The sequence below is a fragment of the Tepidimonas sp. HKU78 genome (assembly GCF_049860815.1).
GTDB lineage: Bacteria > Pseudomonadota > Gammaproteobacteria > Burkholderiales > Burkholderiaceae_C > Tepidimonas.
In genome coordinates, this window is record NZ_CP187547.1 from 1,100,694 (window position 1) to 1,118,596 (window position 17,903).

Consider the following 17,903-nt stretch of genomic DNA (forward strand, 5'->3'; position numbering starts at 1 on the left):
AGATGCCGATGAATCCGGCCCCCGCGCCCATGCACGGCTTGGGGGAGCTACTGGGGTCGCTGCCCGGCGCGCGCGCCGTGGGCGACGTGGCGCCGCTGGCGCCGCTGCGCGTGCACACCGACACGCGCACGCTGCAGGCCGGCGATTTGTTCGTCGCGTTGCGCGGCGAGCGTTTCGACGCACACGACTTCTTGCCACAGGCGGCGGCAGCGGGTGCCGTCGGCGCGCTGGCCGAGCATGGACTGGCCGCCGCGGGGCTCAGCGGCGTGGAGGTGCCCGACAGCCGCACGGCGCTCGGCGCGCTGGCGACCGCGTGGCGGGCGCGCTGGTCAGGGGGGTTGATTGCCGTCACTGGCAGCAATGGCAAGACGACGGTGACGCAGATGACGGCCGCCATTTTGCGCGCCGCAGTGGGCGAGGCGGCGCTGGCCACGCACGGCAACCTGAACAACGACATCGGTGTGCCGCTGACGCTGCTGCGCCTGCGACCCAGCCACCGGCTGGCGGTGGTCGAGCTGGGCATGAACCATCCCGGCGAGATCGCCCACCTGGCTGCGATGGCGCAGCCCACGGTGGCACTGGTCAACAACGCGCAGCGCGAGCACCAGGAGTTCATGGCCAGCGTCGAGGCCGTGGCGCGAGAAAACGGCGCGGTGCTCGCCGCCCTGCCTGCGCAAGGCACGGCGGTCTTTCCGGCGGACGATGTCTACACCCCCCTGTGGCGCACGCTTGCGGGTGCGCGTGCCACGTTGTCTTTTGGCGAGCACGGTGCCGATGTGCAGCTCATCGGCGCCGAGTGGATCGACGGCGCGTGGTCGCTGCGCATCCACACGCCACAGGGCGCGTTCGAGACACGCTTGCGCATCGCCGGTCGGCACCACGTGCGCAACGCCTTGGCGGCCACGGCGTGCGCGTTGGCGGCCGGGGTGCCGTTGGCGGCGATCGCGGCGGGTTTGGCTGCCTTCGAGCCGGTGGCGGGCCGCTGCCGCACCCGGGTGTTGACGCTGCACGGTGCGCGCTGGACGGTGGTCGACGACACCTACAACGCCAATCCAGACTCGGTGCGCGCTGCCATCGATATGTTGGCCGCCTTGCCGGGGCCGCGCTGGCTGCTGCTGGGCGACATGGGCGAAGTGGGCGCGCAAGCCTTGGCCTTCCATCGAGAGGTGCTGCAGCACGCGCTGGCACAGGGCATCGAGCGCGTGTGGCTGCTGGGCGACTGGATGGGCCGAGCCGCGGCGACGCTGGATACCGCACCGCTGCGCCTGCAGCACTTTGCCACGGCCGAGGCGCTGCTGTCGGCGCTCACGGACGCCGTGCCCGCCGGCGGGGGCAGTGTGTTGGTCAAGGGATCGCGCTTCATGCGCATGGAGCGGGTGGTGGCGGCACTGGCCGCCATGCACGCGCTCGCGGACGAGGAGGAGGCCCCCCATGCTGCCTAGTCTGGCACAGTGGCTGCAGGGCATTTGGCCCGAGCTGGGCTTTCTGCGGGTCTTTCAGTACCTGACGTTTCGCGCTGTCATGGCGGCCATGACGGCGCTGCTGGTCGGTGTGACGGCGGGGCCGTGGTTCATTCGGCGCCTGACCGCGCTCAAGATCGGCCAGCCCGTGCGCGCCTACGGCGTGCAGAGCCACCTCAGCAAGAGCGGCACGCCCACCATGGGAGGGGTGCTGATCCTGTTTGCCATCACGGTCGCGACGCTGTTGTGGTTCGAGTGGTCGAACCGTTTCGTGTGGATCGTGCTGGCCGTGACCTTGGCGATGGGGGCCATCGGCTGGGTGGACGATTGGCGTAAGGTGGTGCGTAAAGACCCGGAGGGTATGCGCTCGCGCGAGAAATATTTCTGGCAGTCCGTCATCGGCCTGGTGGCGGCGTTCTATTTGGTGTTTGCCATCTCCGAGAGCTCCAACGCGCGGGTGTGGGCATTGTTCGTCGAGTGGGTCCGCTCCGGTTTTCAGGTCGAGCTGCCGCAGCAGGCCGGACTGATGGTGCCGTTTTTCAAAGAGATCAGCTACCCGCTGGGGGTGACCGGGTTTGTGATTCTGACCTACCTGGTCATCGTGGGCTCGAGCAACGCGGTCAACCTGACCGATGGCCTGGATGGCTTGGCCATTATGCCGGTGGTGATGGTGGGCTCGGCGCTGGGCGTCTTTGCCTATGTGACGGGCAACGCGGTGTTTGCGCGCTATCTGCTGCTGCCCTACATCCCAGGCACGGGCGAGCTGTTGGTCTTTTGCGCCGCCATGGCCGGGGCGGGCCTGGCCTTTCTGTGGTTCAACGCCTATCCCGCGCAGGTATTCATGGGCGACGTCGGTGCGCTGGCGCTGGGTGCCGCCCTGGGCACGATCGCCGTTATCGTGCGCCAAGAGATCGTGCTGGCGATCATGGGCGGCATCTTCGTCGCCGAGGCGCTGTCGGTGATGCTGCAGGTGGCGTGGTTCAAATACACCAAACGCCGCTGGGGCGAGGGCCGGCGCCTGTTCAAGATGGCGCCGCTGCATCACCACTTCGAAAAATCCGGCTGGCGCGAGACGCAGGTCGTCGTGCGCTTCTGGATCATCACCATGCTGTTGTGCCTCATCGGCCTGTCCACCCTCAAGCTGCGATGAACACGACCGTCTGGACCCACGACCTGCTGCCCGGTGTGCGCGAGCGCGATGTGCTCGTGCTGGGGCTGGGTGCCTCGGGGCGGGCGCTGGCGCGCTGGCTGCACGCTGCTGGGGCGCGCGTGACCGTGGCCGACACGCGCGCCGAGCCGCCGCAGGCCGACGCGCTGCAGGCGGTGGCCCCGGGCAGCACGCTGCTGCGTGGCGTCGCGTTCGACGCCGATCTCTTTGCGCGCGCGCCCTGGGCGCTGGTGGCGCGCAGCCCGGGCATCGCCCCCGCGCAGCTGGCGCCGCTGCGCGACGCCGCGGCCGCCGTGGGCGTGCCGGTGCGCGGTGAGCTGGACCTGTTTGCTCACGCCCTGCGCACCCTCGCCGAGGCGCGGGCCTACCGCCCCGCGGTGCTGGCTGTCACCGGCACCAACGGCAAAACCACCACCACTGCGCTCACCGGCCACCTGCTGCGCAGCATCGGCTGGGACGTGGCCGTGGCCGGGAATATCGGCCCGACCCTGCTCGACACCCTGGCCGATCGGCTTGCCGCCGACGCACTGCCGCGGGTCTGGGTGCTGGAGCTGTCGAGTTTTCAGCTCGACGGGGTGGAGGGCTTCGAGCCCACGGCGGCCGTGGTGCTCAACGTGACCCAGGATCACCTGGACTGGCACGGCACCCTGCAGGCCTACGCGGCCGCCAAGGCGCGCATCTTCGGCCAGCACGGGCAGATGATCCTCAACCGCGACGATCCCATCGTCGCGGCCTGGCAGCCGCCCCCGCCCGAGCCGGTGCGTGGTCGCCGTGCGCCGCCGGTGCCGGCACGGGCGTGGACGAGTTTCGGTGCCGGGCTGCCACAGCGCCCGGGCGAATGGGGGCTGGAGACCGTCAACGGCATCACTTGGCTGGTGCGTGCCCGGCCCGACGACGATGCGCCGGTGCGTGGGGCTGCAGCAGCAGCGGCCGATTCGCTGCCGCTGCAGCGGCTCATGCCCGCCGAGGCGCTGCGCATCCAGGGCCGCCACAATGCCACCAATGCGCTGGCGGCGCTGGCGCTGGCCACGGCGGCGGGCGCGCCGTTGGCGCCACTGCTGCACTCGCTGCGCGACTACCGCGGCGAGCCGCACCGGGTCGAGTCCGTGGCCATCGTCGGCGATGTCGAATACATCGACGACAGCAAGGGCACCAACGTCGGCGCCACGCTGGCTGCCATCGAAGGGCTGGGGCCACAGCGTCGCTTGGTGGTGATCTTGGGCGGGGACGGCAAGGGACAGGATTTCGCGCCGCTGGCGGCGCCGGTGCGCCGTTACGCGCGCGCGGTCGCGCTGATCGGCCGCGACGCCCCCGCCATCGAGGCCGCGCTGGCCAACACGGACGTGCCACGGGCCCGGTTCGACGATTTGCCAGCCGCCGTGCGCTGGTGCGCGGCCCAGGCACAACCCGGCGACGCGGTGCTGCTGTCGCCTGCGTGTGCCAGTCTGGACATGTTTCGCGATTACGCGCACCGGGCCCAGGTGTTCGTGGACGCGGTGCGTGCGCTGCAGCACGACGAGGGGACACCCGCATGAGCGTGATCGATCGTTGGCAGCGGTGGCAGGCATCCACACGAAAGGTACTGGCGCGGTGGCTGCCAGGCGGGGGGCACGCCAGCGGCGGGACCATGACCGCTGACCTGCCCGTGCGCCTGATGCGTCGCGACTGGGCGCGCGCGCCCGCGCCGGCGGCCAGTGCCAGCGGCATCGACCAGCCCCTGCTGTGGGTGATCGTGGCGCTGCTGTGCTGGGGGCTGGTGATGGTGTACTCCGCCTCCGTCGCGCTGCCGGACAACCCGCGTTTTGCGAACTACAGCCCGACTCACTTTGTGCTGCGGCATGCGCTGGCCATCGGCATCGGCGCGGTGGCCGCCACGGTCGTATTCCAGATTCCCACCGAGCGCTGGCAGCAGTGGGCCAACCCGCTGTTCGTGCTCGCGCTGGCGTTGCTGGTCATCGTCCTGGTGCCGTTCATCGGCAAGGGCGTCAACGGCGCACGGCGCTGGATCCCGCTGGGGTTCATGAACTTCCAGCCGTCGGAGCTGGCCAAGTTCGCCGTCGTGCTCTACGCCGCCAGCTACATGGTGCGCCGCATGGAGGTCAAGGAGCAATTTTTCCGGGCGGTGTGGCCGATGGCCTTGGCGGTCGGTCTGGTGGGGGTGCTGCTGTTGGCCGAGCCCGACATGGGCGCGTTCATGGTGATCGCGGTCATCGCCATGGGTATCTTGTTCCTGGGCGGGGTCAACGCGCGCATGTTCTTCCTCATCGCGCTGGTGGTGGTGGCGGCGTTTGCGATCGTGGTGCTGACCAACGAATGGCGGCGCGAGCGCATCTTCGCCTACCTCGATCCGTGGAGCGAGCAGCACGCACTCGGCAAGGGGTATCAGCTCACGCACGCGCTCATCGCCCTGGGCCGTGGCGAGTGGTTCGGCGTCGGGCTGGGTGCCAGCGTCGAGAAGCTGCACTGGCTGCCCGAGGCGCACACCGACTTTTTGCTCGCCGTCATCGGCGAGGAATTCGGCTTCGTGGGCGTGCTCACGCTCATCGTGCTGTTCATGTGGCTGACGCGTCGCATCATGCAGATCGGGCGGCAGGCCATCGCGCTGGACCTGGTGTTTGCCGGGTTGGCCGCGCAGGGCGTGGGCCTGTGGATCGGGTTTCAGGCGTTCATCAACATTGGCGTCAACCTGGGTGCCCTACCCACCAAGGGGTTGACGTTGCCGCTGATGAGCTACGGCGGGTCGGCCATTCTGATGAACCTGGTGGCGCTGGCGTTCGTGCTGCGGGTGGACTGGGAAAACAAATTGCGCATGCACGGGAGGCGGGCATGACGGCGCGTTGCGCACTGGTGATGGCGGGCGGCACCGGGGGCCATATCTTTCCCGGGCTGGCGGTGGCCGAGGCGCTGCGCGCCGAGGGCTGGCGCGTGCACTGGCTGGGCGCACCCGGCAGCATGGAGGCGCGTCTGGTGCCGCCGCGCGGCTTTCCGTTCGAGCCCGTGGATTTTGGCGGCGTGCGCGGCAAGGGACCGCTGACGCTGGCATGGTTGCCCGTGCGCCTGCTGCGTGCGTTTTGGCAAGCGTGGCGCGTGGTGCGCCGGGTGCGGCCGGACGTGGTCGTCGGCCTGGGCGGCTACATCACCTTCCCCGGCGGGATGATGGCCGTGCTGGCTGGCCGGCCCCTGGTGCTGCACGAACAGAATTCGGTGGCAGGACTGGCCAACCGGGTGTTGGCGCAGGTTGCCGACCGGGTGTTTTGCGCCTTCCCCGGCGCGCTGCCTGGTGGCCAGTGGATCGGCAATCCGTTGCGCGCCGCGTTTTTGCAGCAGGACCCACCGGCACGGCGGTTTGCCGGGCGGCAGGGGCCGCTGCGGCTGCTGGTGGTCGGGGGCAGCCTGGGAGCGCAGGCGCTCAACGAGACCGTGCCCCGCGCACTGGCCCTGCTGCCGCCATCACAGCGGCCGATGGTGTGGCACCAAAGCGGCGAGCGGCACCTGGACGCGTTGCGTGCGGCCTACGCGCAGGCCGGGGTAGAAGCGCAATGCGTGGCCTTCATCGACGACACCGCGCGCGCCTTTGCCGACGCCGACGTGATCATCGCGCGCGCGGGGGCCAGCACCGTGACCGAAATTGCCGCGGTGGGCGCCGCGGCGCTGTTCGTGCCGTTTCCGCATGCGGTGGACGACCACCAGACCGCCAATGCCCGCTTTCTGAGCGACGACGGCGCAGCCTGGCTGCGTTCGCAGTCGGAACTGACGCCCGAATGGCTGGCCGACTGGCTGCGTGGCCTGACGCGCCAGGACCTGGCGCAGCGCGCCGAGCGTGCCTGGGCGCACCGCCAGACCGGCGCCGTGGATGCCATGGTGCGCGCCTGTACCGCGTTGGCTGCCAAGCAGACTCAAACCCCGACATGAAACACGCGATTCGACACATTCACTTCGTGGGCATCGGCGGTGCCGGCATGAGCGGCATCGCCGAGGTGCTGCTCACGCTGGGGTACACCGTCTCGGGCTCCGACCTTGCCGACAATGCCGCCACGCGTCGCCTGCGTCAGTTGGGTGCGCGTGTGCTCATCGGGCACGACGCCGCGCACATCGAGGGCGCCGACTGCGTCGTCGTCTCCAGCGCGGTGCAGCCCAGCAACCCCGAGGTGCAGGCTGCGCAGGCGCGCATGCTGCCGGTGGTACCGCGCGCGGTCATGCTGGCCGAGCTGATGCGCATGAAAAAAGGCATCGCCATCGCCGGCACGCATGGCAAGACGACCACCACGAGTTTGGTCGCCAGCGTGCTGGCCGCCGCGGGGCTCGATCCCACCTTCGTGATTGGCGGACGGCTCAACAGCGTGGGGGCCCACGCCCGACTCGGCCAGGGCGAATACATCGTGGTGGAGGCCGATGAATCGGACGCCTCGTTCCTGAACCTGCTGCCGATCATGGCCGTGGTCACCAACATCGACGCCGACCACATGGACACGTATGGCCACGACTTCGGTCGCCTGCAGCAGGCGTTCGTGGACTTCCTGCACCGCATGCCGTTTTATGGCGCGGCGGTGGTGTGTATCGACGACCCGCACGTGCGCGCGCTGCTGCCGGCCATCCAGCGCCCCATCACGCCGTATGGGTTGAGCGACGACGCGCAGGTGCGCGCGCTCGACGTACGGGCGGTGGGCGCGCAGATGCATTTTCGCGTGCAGCGGCGCAACGGCATCGATCTGCCCGATCTGGACGTCGTGCTGAACCTGCCCGGCGAGCACAACGTGCGCAACGCACTGGCCGCCATCGCGGTGGCGGTGGAGCTGGGCGTGCCGGATGCGGCGGTGCTGCAGGCGCTGGCAGAGTTCAAAGGGGTGGGACGGCGCTTCCAACGCCATGGCGAGGTGGCGCTGCCTGCCGGCGGGCACGCCACGGTGATCGACGACTACGGCCACCATCCGGTGGAGATGGCCGCGACCATGGCCGCGGCGCGTGGTGCCTACCCGGGCCGGCGGCTGGTGCTGGCGTTTCAGCCGCACCGCTACACCCGCACGCGCGATTGCTTCGAGGACTTCGTGCGCGTGCTGGGGCAAGCCGACGCCGTGTTGCTGACTGAGGTGTACGCCGCCGGTGAGCCCCCGATCGTGGCGGCGGATGGCCGCAGCCTGGCGCGCGCGCTGCGCGTGGCAGGCCGGGTGGAGCCGCAGTTCGTACCCGACGTGGCCGAGCTGCCGCAGGCCATCCTGCAACACGCGCGCGACGGGGACGTGGTGCTGTGCATGGGGGCGGGCTCGATTGGCGCGGTGGCGGCCCAGGTGGTGGCGCTGGCGCAGGCACAGACGCTGGCGACCCCCACCCTGGCCGGGGAGGCGACGACATGACGCGCCACGACACGATGCCCGATCCGCGCGCCTTTGGCAAGGTCGCGGTGCTCATGGGTGGCCGCTCGGCCGAGCGCGAGGTCTCGCTCATGTCCGGGCAGGGGGTGCTGCAAGCGTTGCGCAGCGCGGGCGTGGACGCGCACGCCTTCGATCCCGCCGAGCGCTCGCTGTGGATGCTGGCGCAAGAGGGGTTTGCGCGCGCCTTCATCGCGCTGCACGGGCGCTATGGCGAAGATGGCACCGTGCAAGGCGCGCTGGAGCTGATGGGCATCCCCTACACCGGCTCGGGCGTGCTGGCGTCGAGCCTGGCCATCGACAAGACCATGACCAAGCGCCTGTGGCGCGCCGAAGGGCTGCCCACGCCGGACTGGCGCCTGGTCGGCAGCGTCGAGGAGACGCAGGCGGCGTTCGACGCGCTGGGCGCGCCGATGATCGTCAAGCCGGCGCGCGAGGGCTCCACGATCGGCCTGACCAAGGTCACCGCCCGGGGGCAGTGCGCCGATGCCTACCTGCTGGCGGCGCGTCACGATGCACAGGTGCTGTGTGAGCAGTTCATCGCCGGTGACGAAGTCACGTGCGCGGTGCTGGGCAGCGGCCGCGAGGCGCAGGCACTGCCGCTCATTCGCATCGTGGCGCCCGGTGGCAACTACGACTACGAGCACAAATATTTCAGCGACGAGACGCGCTACCTCATCCCCAGCGGTCTGCCCGCGCACGAGGAGGCGGCCATCCAGACCTTGGTACTGGCGGCCTACCGCGCATTGGGCTGCCGCGGCTGGGCGCGCGCCGACGTGATGATCGACGCCGCCACGCGCCGTCCCTATTTGCTGGAGATGAATACCTCGCCCGGCATGACCGGGCATTCGCTGGTACCCATGGCCGCGCAAGCCGTCGGGCTGGACTACGGTGCGCTGTGCCTGCGCCTGCTGGCGGCGGCCACGTTGGACAACCCGCCGTCCGCCGACACCGCGTCTGGAGGAGAGCGCTGAGATGGCGACGCGCGCCGCGACCCCTCCCACGCCCATGCCGGCCGATGTGCGCTGGATGAACGCCGTGGCCGCGGCGCTGTGGGCGCTCGCCGCGGGGGCCGTCGTGGTGGCGCTGGGGGTGTGGGTGGCGCGGCATCCGCTGTGGACGCTGCAGGCCATCACCCTGCACGGCGACTTGACCCACCAAAACGCGGTGACGGTGCGCGCGCTCGTGGTGCCGCACCTGCGCGGTACCTTCCTGACGCTGGATCTGGCCGAGGCCCGCGCCCGCTTCGAGGCGCTGCCGTGGGTGCGCGAGGCCGTGGTGGAGCGCGAGTTTCCGAACCGTCTGCGCGTCACACTGCGCGAGCACGAGCCGCTGGCGTGGTGGGGTGAGGCCGGTGGGGGGCGCTTGGTGAGCGTGCGTGGTGAGGTGTTCGAGGCCGACCCCGACGACCCCGCCGCCGACCAATGGGGCGTGCTGTATGGGCCCGCAGGCGAAGCCGAAGCCGTGGTGGCGATGTACCGCCGCCTGTCGCCCCTCGTCGAGCGGTTGGGGCGTGACGTCGGACGGCTGGAGCTGTCGGGCCGCGGCAGTTGGCGGCTGACGCTCGACAGCGGCGCGCCGATCGAGCTTGGCCGCGGCGAGGCCGAGGTCGTCGAGCGCCTGCAGCGCTTTGCCACCACCCAGGCCGCGCTGCGCGCCCGCTACGGCGCGCGCGACATCGTCAGCGCCGACCTGCGCTACCCCAACGGATACGCGCTGCAGCTGCGCGGCGTGTCCACCCAGCCCGACGCCCCCGCAAGCCCGCGAGCGCGTGCCCCCGCCACCGCACGGCCCGCGCCCGCGTCTGCCCGTCAACCCACCCGCTGAACGCATCATGGCCAAGGAATACAAGGACATCGTGGTCGGACTCGACATCGGCACCGCCAAGATCATGGTGGTGGTGGCCGAAGTCCTGCCAGGTGGCGAGCTCAAGCTCGCCGGTCTGGGTGTCGCCCCCAGCAATGGTCTCAAGCGCGGGGTGGTCGTCAATATCGACGCCACCGTGGCCAGCATCCAGCAGGCCCTCAAAGAAGCCGAGCTGATGGCCGACTGCCGCATCGCGCGTGTCTACACCGGCATCACCGGCAGCCACATTCGCGGCATCAACTCCAGCGGCATGGTGGCGATCAAAGACCGCGAGGTCAGCCCGGCCGACGTCGCGCGCGTCATCGAGACGGCCAAAGCGATCAATATCTCCACCGACCAGCGTTTGCTGTTGGTCGAACCGCAGGAATTCATCATCGACGGCCAAGAGGTCAAAGAGCCGATCGGCATGAGTGGCATCCGGCTCGAGGCCAAGGTGCACATCGTCACCGGCGCCCAGAGCGCTGCCGAAAACATTCTCAAGTGCGTGCGCCGCTGTGGCTTGGAGGTGGACCAGCTCATGCTCAATCCGCTGGCGGCGGCGCAGGCCGTACTGACGGAGGACGAAAAAGAGCTGGGCGTGGCGCTGGTGGACATCGGCGCGGGCACCACCGACGTGGCGATCTTCGCCGGCGGTGCCATCCGCCACACGGCGGCCATCCCCATCGCGGGGGATCTGATCACCAACGACATCGCGATGGCGCTGCGCACCCCCACCAAGGATGCAGAGGACATCAAAGTCGAGAGTGGCTGCGCCAAGCAGTTGCTGGCCGATCCGGATCAGCAGGTGGAAGTCCCTGGCCTCGGGGATCGCGGGCCGCGCCTGCTCAGCCGCCAGGCGCTCGCCGGTGTGATCGAGCCGCGCGTGGAGGAGATTTTTGCGCTGGTGCAAGCCGTGATTCGCGAATCGGGGCACGAGGAGCTGCTCTCCAGCGGCATCGTGCTCACCGGTGGCAGCGCAGTCATGCCTGGCATGGTCGAGCTGGGCGAGGACATTTTTCTCAAACCCGTGCGGCGCGGCGTGCCCCAGTACGCCGGTGCCCTCGGGGACATGGTCGCGCAGCCGCGCGCGGCCACGGTGATGGGTTTGCTCGAGGAGGCGCGCCTGGCGCGCCTGCGCGGGCACAAGGTGGCGCAGAAGGCGGGCTCGGTCGGGGGCTTGCTGACGCGCGTCAAAGAGTGGTTCGTCGGCAATTTCTGAACACAGGCAAGGAGCGTTCCATGAGCATCGAGATGATCGAAGTCGAAGAATTCAACCGCGGCACGCAGATCAAGGTGATCGGCGTGGGTGGTGGCGGCAGCAATGCCGTCGAGCACATGATCCAAAGCCGGGTGCAGGGCGTGGAGTTCATTTGTGCCAACACCGACGCGCAGGCGCTGGCGCGCTCGTCGGCGCACCGGTTGATCCAGCTCGGTCGCACCGGGCTGGGTGCGGGCAGCAAGCCCGACAAGGGCCGCGAGGCGGCGTTGATGGCCGAAGCCGACATCCGCGAGGCGATCGAGGGTGCGCACATGCTGTTCATCACCGCCGGCATGGGCGGCGGCACCGGCACCGGCGCGGCCCCCGTGATCGCCAAGATGGCCAAGGAAATGGGCATTTTGACCGTGGGTGTGGTGACCAAGCCCTTCGACTGGGAAGGCGGCCGGCGCATGGCCAACGCCGAGGAGGGCCTGGCCGAGCTGGAGCAAAGCGTCGATTCGCTCATCGTCGTGCTCAACGACAAGCTGCACGAGGAGCTGGGTGAGGACGTCACGCAAGACGAAGCGTTTGCCGCCGCCAACGACGTGCTCAAGAACGCCGTCGGCGGCATCGCCGAGATCATCAACGTCGAGGCGCTGGTCAACGTCGACTTCGAGGACGTGCGTACCGTGATGGGCGAGCCCGGCAAGGCCATGATGGGCACGGCGGTGGCCAGCGGTCCGGATCGTGCGCGCATCGCCGCCGAGCAGGCCGTGGCCTGCCCGCTGCTGGAGGGCGTGGACATGCGTGGCGCCAAGGGCGTGCTGGTGCTCATCAGCGCGGCCAAGGGGTCGCTCAAGCTGTCCGAATCCAAGCTGGCGATGAATACCATTCGCGCCTTTGCCGCGCCGGACGCGCACGTCATCTACGGCACTGCGTACGACGAGTCGCTGGGCGATGCGCTGCGCGTGACCGTGGTCGCCACGGGCCTGAACCGCAACGGCCAGCGCCAGCCGCTGACCGTGGTGCAATCCCAGCCGCACCAGGGCCTGCGCACGGGGACCGACAACATGCCGTTCATCCCGACGCTGAACCAGGCGGTGCCGACGGGGGCCGCCGGCACGGGCGGTGGCGCGGCCACGGCGGGCAATCCTGCCGTGCCCAGCGTCTGGCGCACCCGCAACGCGGCTGCGCGCGTCGAGGCGCTGGCTTCCAGCGGCATGGACGACTTCGAAATCCCTGCCTTTCTGCGCAAGCAGGCGGACTGACCGCGCGCATACGCCTGGAACGCCTCGATCAGCCGGTGGGCCGTCTTGCCGACGCGGCTCACCGGCGCGCGCCCTGCGCGGCGGCAGGGCATGACCGACCGGATGGGCGCGGATCCGACCCCGCGCCTACAATGCCGACATGATTGCGCAACGCACCCTCAAGACCCTCACGCGCGCCGTGGGCGTGGGCCTGCACAGCGGTGAGCGGGTCGAGCTCACGCTGCGTCCCGCGGCGCCCGATACGGGCATCGTTTTTCGCCGGGTCGATTTGGCCGATCCGGTGGACATCCCAGTCAGTGCCACGGCGGTGACCGATACGCGGCTGGCCTCCACTTTGTCACGCGATGGCGTGCGCGTGCACACCGTCGAGCACCTCATGAGCGCCTGCTGTGGCCTGGGCATCGACAACCTCATCATCGACATCACGGCCGAGGAGGTCCCGATTCTGGACGGCTCGGCGGCCTCGTTCGTCTATCTGTTGCAAAGCGCAGGCATCGAAGTGCAGCGCGCGCCGCGACGCTTTTTGCGGGTGACGCGCCCGGTGGAGGTGCGCGAAGGCGAGGGCCGCAGCCTCAAATGGGCGCGGCTGGAGCCGTACCACGGGTTTCGGCTGCAGTTCGAAATCGAGTTCGATCACCCCGCCGTCAGTGCGACCGGGCAGTGTGTCACTTTCGATCTGGGCAGCGGGCAGTACGCGCGCGAGATCGCGCGTGCGCGCACCTTTGGCTTCACGCGCGATGTGGAGCACATGCGCTCGCAAGGGCTGGCCCTGGGCGGCGGGCTGGACAACGCCATCGTGCTCGACGACGTTAAGGTCCTCAACGCCGACGGCCTGCGCTACGACGACGAGTTCGCCAAGCACAAAATCCTCGACGCGATGGGTGACCTGTACCTGGTGGGGCGGCCTCTGCTGGCCGCCTACAGCGCCTATCGGGGCGGGCACGCGCTCAACAACCGGCTGCTGCGCGCGCTGCTGGCGCAACCGGACGCGACCGAGATCGTCACCTTCGAAGACGAGCGCCGTGCCCCGCCGGGCTTTGCCCAACTGGCCTTGGCGCGCTGACGCCCCACGCCGCTGGAGTCCGCGCCGTGTTCATCTTCCGCTTCCTGATGTTTGCCCTGCTGGGCGGGGCGGCGTTGTGCTTTGCGTTTTATTTGGGCACCGGGCGGCGGCACTATCTGCGCTGGGGCCTCGTGATTCTGAAGTGGACGGTCATCGCCGCCTTGGCCTTCTTTGCCGTGTTGATCTTGTCGCGCATCGGGTAGCGGTGGGCCGTGCCGAGCGGGCGACTCAGTAATGGCGTCCGTCCTTGTAAGCCGCATGGGTGCGCGCGCGCAACGGCGCCACCTCGCGGATGGCTTGGGTGGTGCGGGCCACCTGCGCGTGTGTGATGCACAGGCCCAGCGCGTCCGCCGCGTCCTTGCCGGGTAGCCCCGGCAGGTCGAGCAGCCGGCGCACCATCTCCTGCACCTGGGCTTTGTGCGCCTTGCCGTAGCCGACGACGGCTTTTTTGAGCTGCAGCGCGGTGTATTCGGCCACTGGCAGGTCGTTGGCCACCAGCGCCGTCAGGCAGCAGCCGCGCGCCTGGCCCAGGATGAGCGTGGCCTGCGGGTTGACGTTGACGAATACGATCTCCAGCGCCGCCACCGTGGGCTGGTAGCGCCGCACCACTTCGCCAATGCCGTCGAACAGCGTGCGCAGCCGCTGCGGCAATAGCGCTCCACCGTCGGGGCTGGTGCGGATGGTGCCACTGGCGACGTAGCGCAGGTGGGGGCCCTCGGCGTCCACCACGCCAAAGCCGGTGGCGGTCAGGCCAGGGTCGATACCAAGAATGCGCATGGCGCGATCTTAGCCGGGCGGCCCACCATCAGGGCACCCGAACGGCGCCCATGCGCGCCAGAATGGTTTGCGTGCGGCTCTCGAGATAGCCCGAACCGAGCCGCGCCCCGTAGCGCTTCGGGGCGGGCAGCAGCACCGCCAGTCGGGCTGCCTCGGCCGGCGTTAGGCGGGCGGCGGGCTTGCGGAAGTAGTGCTGGGCGGCAGCCTCGGCGCCGAAGATGCCATCGCCCCACTCCACCGCGTTGAGGTAGATCTCCAGAATGCGGCGCTTGTCCAGCGTGGCCTCCAGCATCCAGGTCAACAGCAGCTCCTGCCCCTTGCGCCACAGCGTGCGCTCGCCGGAGAGCAGCAGATTCTTGGCCAGTTGTTGCGTGATGGTCGAGCCGCCCGCCAGCCGTGCTGGGCGCACGGGGCCGCTGCTGGCGCGGCGTTGCGCCTGCGCCATTCGGCGTTCGTTGCGCTCGCGCGCGGCCTGTACCGCCTCCCAGTCCACGCCGAAATGCTCGACGAAGCCGGCATCCTCGGCGGCGATGACCGCGCGCTTGAGGTGCGGCGAGATCTGGTCGTAGGGTACCCAGCGCTGGCGCCAGCGCTGCCAGCCGCCGTCTTCTTGCCACAGCCGCCACGCCTCGGAGCGCTGAAACGCGGTGCTCTGCGGATCCACCACCGCCATGAGCGCGATGCGTGCGACAAACCAGACTTGCAACAGCAGCGCCGCCAGCGCGATCCAGCCCAGCACGTGCCACAGCGCGCGCCCGACTCGCCCCATCAGCGGGATTCCCCTAGCTGCGTCTGCAAGCCCGCCTCGCGTGTGAAGCGGAAGCGGGAGACGACGACGATCTGGTCGGCACGCTGGCGCATGGCCTGATTGAAGCGCGCAAACTGCAGGCTGCGCACGATGGCCTGCGCGCGCTCGTCCAGATACGGATTCCCCGAACCCTGTACCACCTCGGTATCGAGCACGCGGCCGTCGTGGTTGACGGTGATGACCATGGTCAGTTCGCCGTACAGCTTGCGCCCGCCCTGCTCGGGAAACTGGGCCGTGCCGCGGTCCTCGATGCGCCGGCGCAGCTCGTCGTAGTACAGGGCATAGACCGCTTCGCGGGTGGCCGGGCTGATGTAGCGGCGCCGTGGGCGGGCGTTTTCTTCTTCGATGCGCTTTTCGATTTCGGCCAGCGCCTTTACCAGCGCCTGCCGGCGTTGCTCGCGCGCCTGGGCCTGGGCCACATCCGCCGGCGGCGCCGCGCTCAGTTGCGCGATTTCTCGCCGCAGCTGGGCCAGCAGGCGGTTTTGTTGCGCCTTCATGGCCTCGATGCGCTGCTCCTCCTCGTCCAGCGCGTCACCCGCGCGCATCCGCATCGCCGGCGGCAGCGGCGATTGGGCGCGTCCGCGCTCGGCGTCGCCGCCACCGGCCAGGTTGGCTTGCGCGATGGCCTGCGCCCGCTCAGGCGCTTGGTCGCCGCGGGCGTTGACCAGAATGACTTCCAGCGGCGTGTCCTGCAACACACGCTCGGGCCGCAGTGGCGGCACGAAGCGCACCGTCAGCACCACCGCGTGCACCGCCACTGAAAACGCCAGCGCCCACGGCAGTGGGTCGGCGCGCACGCGGGCGCCGAGGGTGGCAAAGGCGCTGGCACGGGCCGTCATCGGCAGCGATCTCCCGATGCCGTCCTAACGCGGCGTCTCGCCCGCCGCCCCTTGGGGACCGGCATCGGTTTCGCCGTCATCCACGGCCACGGCGATGGTCAGCGGGGCGGCGAGCGCGTCGTCGGGCTCGCCCTCCAGCGTGTCCTCGACCTCGGCCACGGGTTCGGTGTCGCCCAGCCGCTCGATGACGGTGCCCGTGACTTCCAGCGTCAGCTCGTCGATCGCGCCCAGCCGCACGCGCACGCGCTCACCGCGCTGCAGCCCGTCGGTGCCCAGCACCGCAAACACCAGTGGCAGCGTCTCGGCGCGCACCAGGTTGTCTTTCAGGAACGCCGCCTCCAGCTCGGTGATGCCGTGCTGGCGCAGGTAGCGCAGCGTCCAATAGCGCTCCATGCTGCTCTGGAACTGGGCGTAAGCGGTGTAGGCGGCGTCAAACGCGCTGATGATGGCCATCAGCGCCGCGTCCTTGGGCTTGAACGGCGCCGCCAGTGCGGCGGTGGCGCCGTGGCGCGCGCAGGCGATGAGCTGCCACTGGTTGACCAAATCGGTGTAGCGCCGCAGCGGCGAGGTGCTCCATGCGTAGCAGGGCACGCCGATGCCCGCGTGCGGCAGCGGCTTGGTGCCCATGCGCACCTTGATGCCAGGCGCCAGGCTCGCCTGGCTGCGGTAAATGCCGGGTACACCCAGCTCGGCCAGCCAGCCGCCCCAGGTTTGGTTGGCCAGGATCATCGCCTCGGCCACGATCAAGTCGAGCGGGGCGCCACGCGAGCGCGTGCCGATGATGACCGTCTCCTCGCCGGTGGGGCCGTCGGGGCCGACACCGTCGAGCTTGAACGTGTAGTCGGGGCGGGTGAAGGTCTCGGGCCGACCGCGGACCGCCTCGCGCCGTGCCTTGCACGCCTGCGCCAGCCGCCACAGAAACGCCAGCGTCGGCCGCAGCGCCTCCACCTCGGCGGGCACCGGGGCCCCCGCCGGGGCGCTGGGGTCTTCCAGCCACGCCGGGGTGATGGCCGCGTCGATCTGGTCGTGGCGCAGGTTGTGCGCGATCGGCACGCGCTCGAGGCGCGTGTGGTGACTGCGGATCTCCAGCGACGCCTCATCGAGCGTCAGATACAGCGACAGCGCCGGCCGGGCTGCGCCAGCCTCCAGCGTGTAGGTTCGCACCACCTCATCGGGCAGCATGGTGATCTTGTGCCCCGGCATGTACACCGTGGATAGCCGCTCGCGCGCCAAGCGGTCCAGCGCACTGTCGGGTGTGATCGCCAGGCCCGGTGCGGCGATGTGGATGCCCAGCGTCACGGTGCCGCTGCCCAGCCCCTGCACACTCAGGGCGTCGTCGATTTCGGTGGTGCTGGAGTCGTCGATCGAAAACGCGGCCACCCCCTCGGCCAACGGCAGGTCGTCGGGCGCGGGTGGCGCCGGCAGCGCGGGAAATCCCGTGCCGCGCGGAAAAAACTCGTGCAGGAAGCGCTGCCAGTGGAACTGGTAGGCGCTGGTGATGGCCCCGGCGCGTTGCAGCAGCGCCAGCGGCGCCAGGTGCGTCTCGCGCGCGGCGTGCACGACCGCCTTGTACTCGGGGGCATTTTTGTCCGGCTTGAACAGAATGCGGTAGAGCTGCGCGCGGATCGGCTCGGGGCAGCTGCCTGCTGCCAGTTCGGCGGCCCAGGCGTCGATTTGCGCCTGTAGGGCCTTCTTGCGCTCGATGGCGGCGAGCGCTTGTTGCAGCACGTCCGCGGGCGCCTTGCGAAACCGCCCCTTGCCCGCGCGGCGAAAGTAGTGGGGCGCTTCGTGCAGGCGCAACAGCATGGCGGTTTGCTGCGCCAGCGTCGCGCCGTTACCGAAGTAGTCACGCGCCAGCTCGTCGAAGCCGAAATCGGCCTCCGGTGCGAATTCCCACGCCAGGTCGAGGTCGATATCGCCGCTGAGCGCGCTGGCGTCGGCCAGCAGCGCCGCAGGGGTGGGTTGGGCAAAGGTCAGCAGCACATGGGCGGCCTTGACCTTGAGCCGCTTGCCCGACTCCAGCTCGATCTGGTGCGAGGCTTCGGCAGATGACAGGATACGGCCGGCGAGCAATTTGCCGGCATCTTCAAACAGGGCAAACAACGTGTGGA

At 69.6% G+C, this 17,903-nt stretch carries 16 protein-coding genes; 12 read left to right on the top strand and 4 right to left on the bottom strand.

Features of this window, described 5'->3' with window-relative positions:
- Positions 1-8 precede the first annotated feature (8 nt).
- From ACPYIS_RS05385 to ACPYIS_RS05440, 12 genes are all read left to right on the top strand, one after another.
- Complete coding sequence (locus ACPYIS_RS05385) at positions 9-1,442, top strand: UDP-N-acetylmuramoyl-tripeptide--D-alanyl-D-alanine ligase (protein WP_424894985.1); 1,434 nt, start codon at positions 9-11, stop codon at positions 1,440-1,442.
- Positions 1,432-2,610: a phospho-N-acetylmuramoyl-pentapeptide-transferase gene (gene mraY / locus ACPYIS_RS05390; RefSeq protein WP_299020694.1), complete on the top strand. Its 1,179-nt coding sequence runs from the start codon at positions 1,432-1,434 to the stop codon at positions 2,608-2,610. The genes ACPYIS_RS05385 and mraY overlap by 11 nt, the downstream gene beginning before the upstream one ends.
- The gene (locus ACPYIS_RS05395) at positions 2,607-4,163 is read left to right on the top strand and encodes a Mur ligase family protein (RefSeq protein WP_424859825.1); all 1,557 of its coding nucleotides are present in this window, start codon (positions 2,607-2,609) and stop codon (positions 4,161-4,163) included. The genes mraY and ACPYIS_RS05395 overlap by 4 nt, the downstream gene beginning before the upstream one ends.
- 92 nt (positions 4,164-4,255) lie before the next feature.
- Positions 4,256-5,458 carry a putative lipid II flippase FtsW gene (ftsW, locus tag ACPYIS_RS05400; RefSeq protein WP_424894984.1) on the top strand — a complete coding sequence of 401 codons (1,203 nt, stop codon included), beginning with the start codon at positions 4,256-4,258 and terminating at the stop codon, positions 5,456-5,458.
- Positions 5,455-6,540 carry an undecaprenyldiphospho-muramoylpentapeptide beta-N-acetylglucosaminyltransferase gene (gene murG, locus ACPYIS_RS05405; protein ID WP_424859823.1) on the top strand — a complete coding sequence of 362 codons (1,086 nt, stop codon included), beginning with the start codon at positions 5,455-5,457 and terminating at the stop codon, positions 6,538-6,540. Before ftsW ends, murG begins: the two co-directional genes overlap by 4 nt.
- On the top strand, positions 6,537-7,979 hold the full coding sequence (murC, locus tag ACPYIS_RS05410) for a UDP-N-acetylmuramate--L-alanine ligase (RefSeq protein WP_299021930.1): 1,443 nt from the start codon (positions 6,537-6,539) through the stop codon (positions 7,977-7,979). Before murG ends, murC begins: the two co-directional genes overlap by 4 nt.
- Complete coding sequence (locus tag ACPYIS_RS05415; RefSeq protein WP_424859822.1) at positions 7,976-8,968, top strand: D-alanine--D-alanine ligase; 993 nt, start codon at positions 7,976-7,978, stop codon at positions 8,966-8,968. Before murC ends, ACPYIS_RS05415 begins: the two co-directional genes overlap by 4 nt.
- Before the next feature lies 1 nt (position 8,969).
- Positions 8,970-9,821 (top strand): cell division protein FtsQ/DivIB, encoded by an 852-nt coding sequence (locus ACPYIS_RS05420; RefSeq protein WP_299019173.1) that lies wholly within the window; start codon positions 8,970-8,972, stop codon positions 9,819-9,821.
- 7 nt (positions 9,822-9,828) lie between these two features.
- On the top strand, positions 9,829-11,058 hold the full coding sequence (gene ftsA, locus ACPYIS_RS05425) for a cell division protein FtsA (RefSeq protein WP_299019175.1): 1,230 nt from the start codon (positions 9,829-9,831) through the stop codon (positions 11,056-11,058).
- 20 nt (positions 11,059-11,078) lie between these two features.
- The gene (gene ftsZ, locus ACPYIS_RS05430; protein WP_299019177.1) at positions 11,079-12,305 is read left to right on the top strand and encodes a cell division protein FtsZ; all 1,227 of its coding nucleotides are present in this window, start codon (positions 11,079-11,081) and stop codon (positions 12,303-12,305) included.
- 139 nt (positions 12,306-12,444) lie between these two features.
- Positions 12,445-13,368 carry a UDP-3-O-acyl-N-acetylglucosamine deacetylase gene (lpxC, locus tag ACPYIS_RS05435; protein WP_299019179.1) on the top strand — a complete coding sequence of 308 codons (924 nt, stop codon included), beginning with the start codon at positions 12,445-12,447 and terminating at the stop codon, positions 13,366-13,368.
- Positions 13,369-13,394: 26 nt separating this feature from the next.
- Positions 13,395-13,571: a hypothetical protein gene (locus ACPYIS_RS05440; protein ID WP_299019181.1), complete on the top strand. Its 177-nt coding sequence runs from the start codon at positions 13,395-13,397 to the stop codon at positions 13,569-13,571.
- Positions 13,572-13,596: 25 nt separating this feature from the next.
- Here ACPYIS_RS05440 and ruvC read toward each other — a convergent pair whose 3' ends face one another.
- Genes ruvC through ACPYIS_RS05460 form a run of 4 tightly spaced genes read right to left on the bottom strand, consistent with a single transcriptional unit; the run spans position 13,597 to position 17,895 of the window.
- A complete protein-coding gene (ruvC, locus tag ACPYIS_RS05445) occupies positions 13,597-14,145 on the bottom strand; it encodes a crossover junction endodeoxyribonuclease RuvC (protein ID WP_299019183.1) in 549 nt (182 codons plus the stop codon).
- A 28-nt stretch (positions 14,146-14,173) separates the two neighbouring features.
- Entirely contained in the window at positions 14,174-14,914 is a 741-nt protein-coding gene (gene mtgA, locus ACPYIS_RS05450; RefSeq protein ID WP_299019185.1) for a monofunctional biosynthetic peptidoglycan transglycosylase, read from the bottom strand.
- Positions 14,914-15,792, bottom strand: coding sequence for a TonB family protein (locus ACPYIS_RS05455; protein ID WP_424859821.1), 879 nt, complete (start codon positions 15,790-15,792; stop codon positions 14,914-14,916). The genes mtgA and ACPYIS_RS05455 overlap by 1 nt, the downstream gene beginning before the upstream one ends.
- A gap of 24 nt (positions 15,793-15,816) precedes the next feature.
- The gene (locus ACPYIS_RS05460) at positions 15,817-17,895 is read right to left on the bottom strand and encodes a ribonuclease catalytic domain-containing protein (protein WP_425973960.1); all 2,079 of its coding nucleotides are present in this window, start codon (positions 17,893-17,895) and stop codon (positions 15,817-15,819) included.
- Positions 17,896-17,903 lie beyond the last annotated feature (8 nt).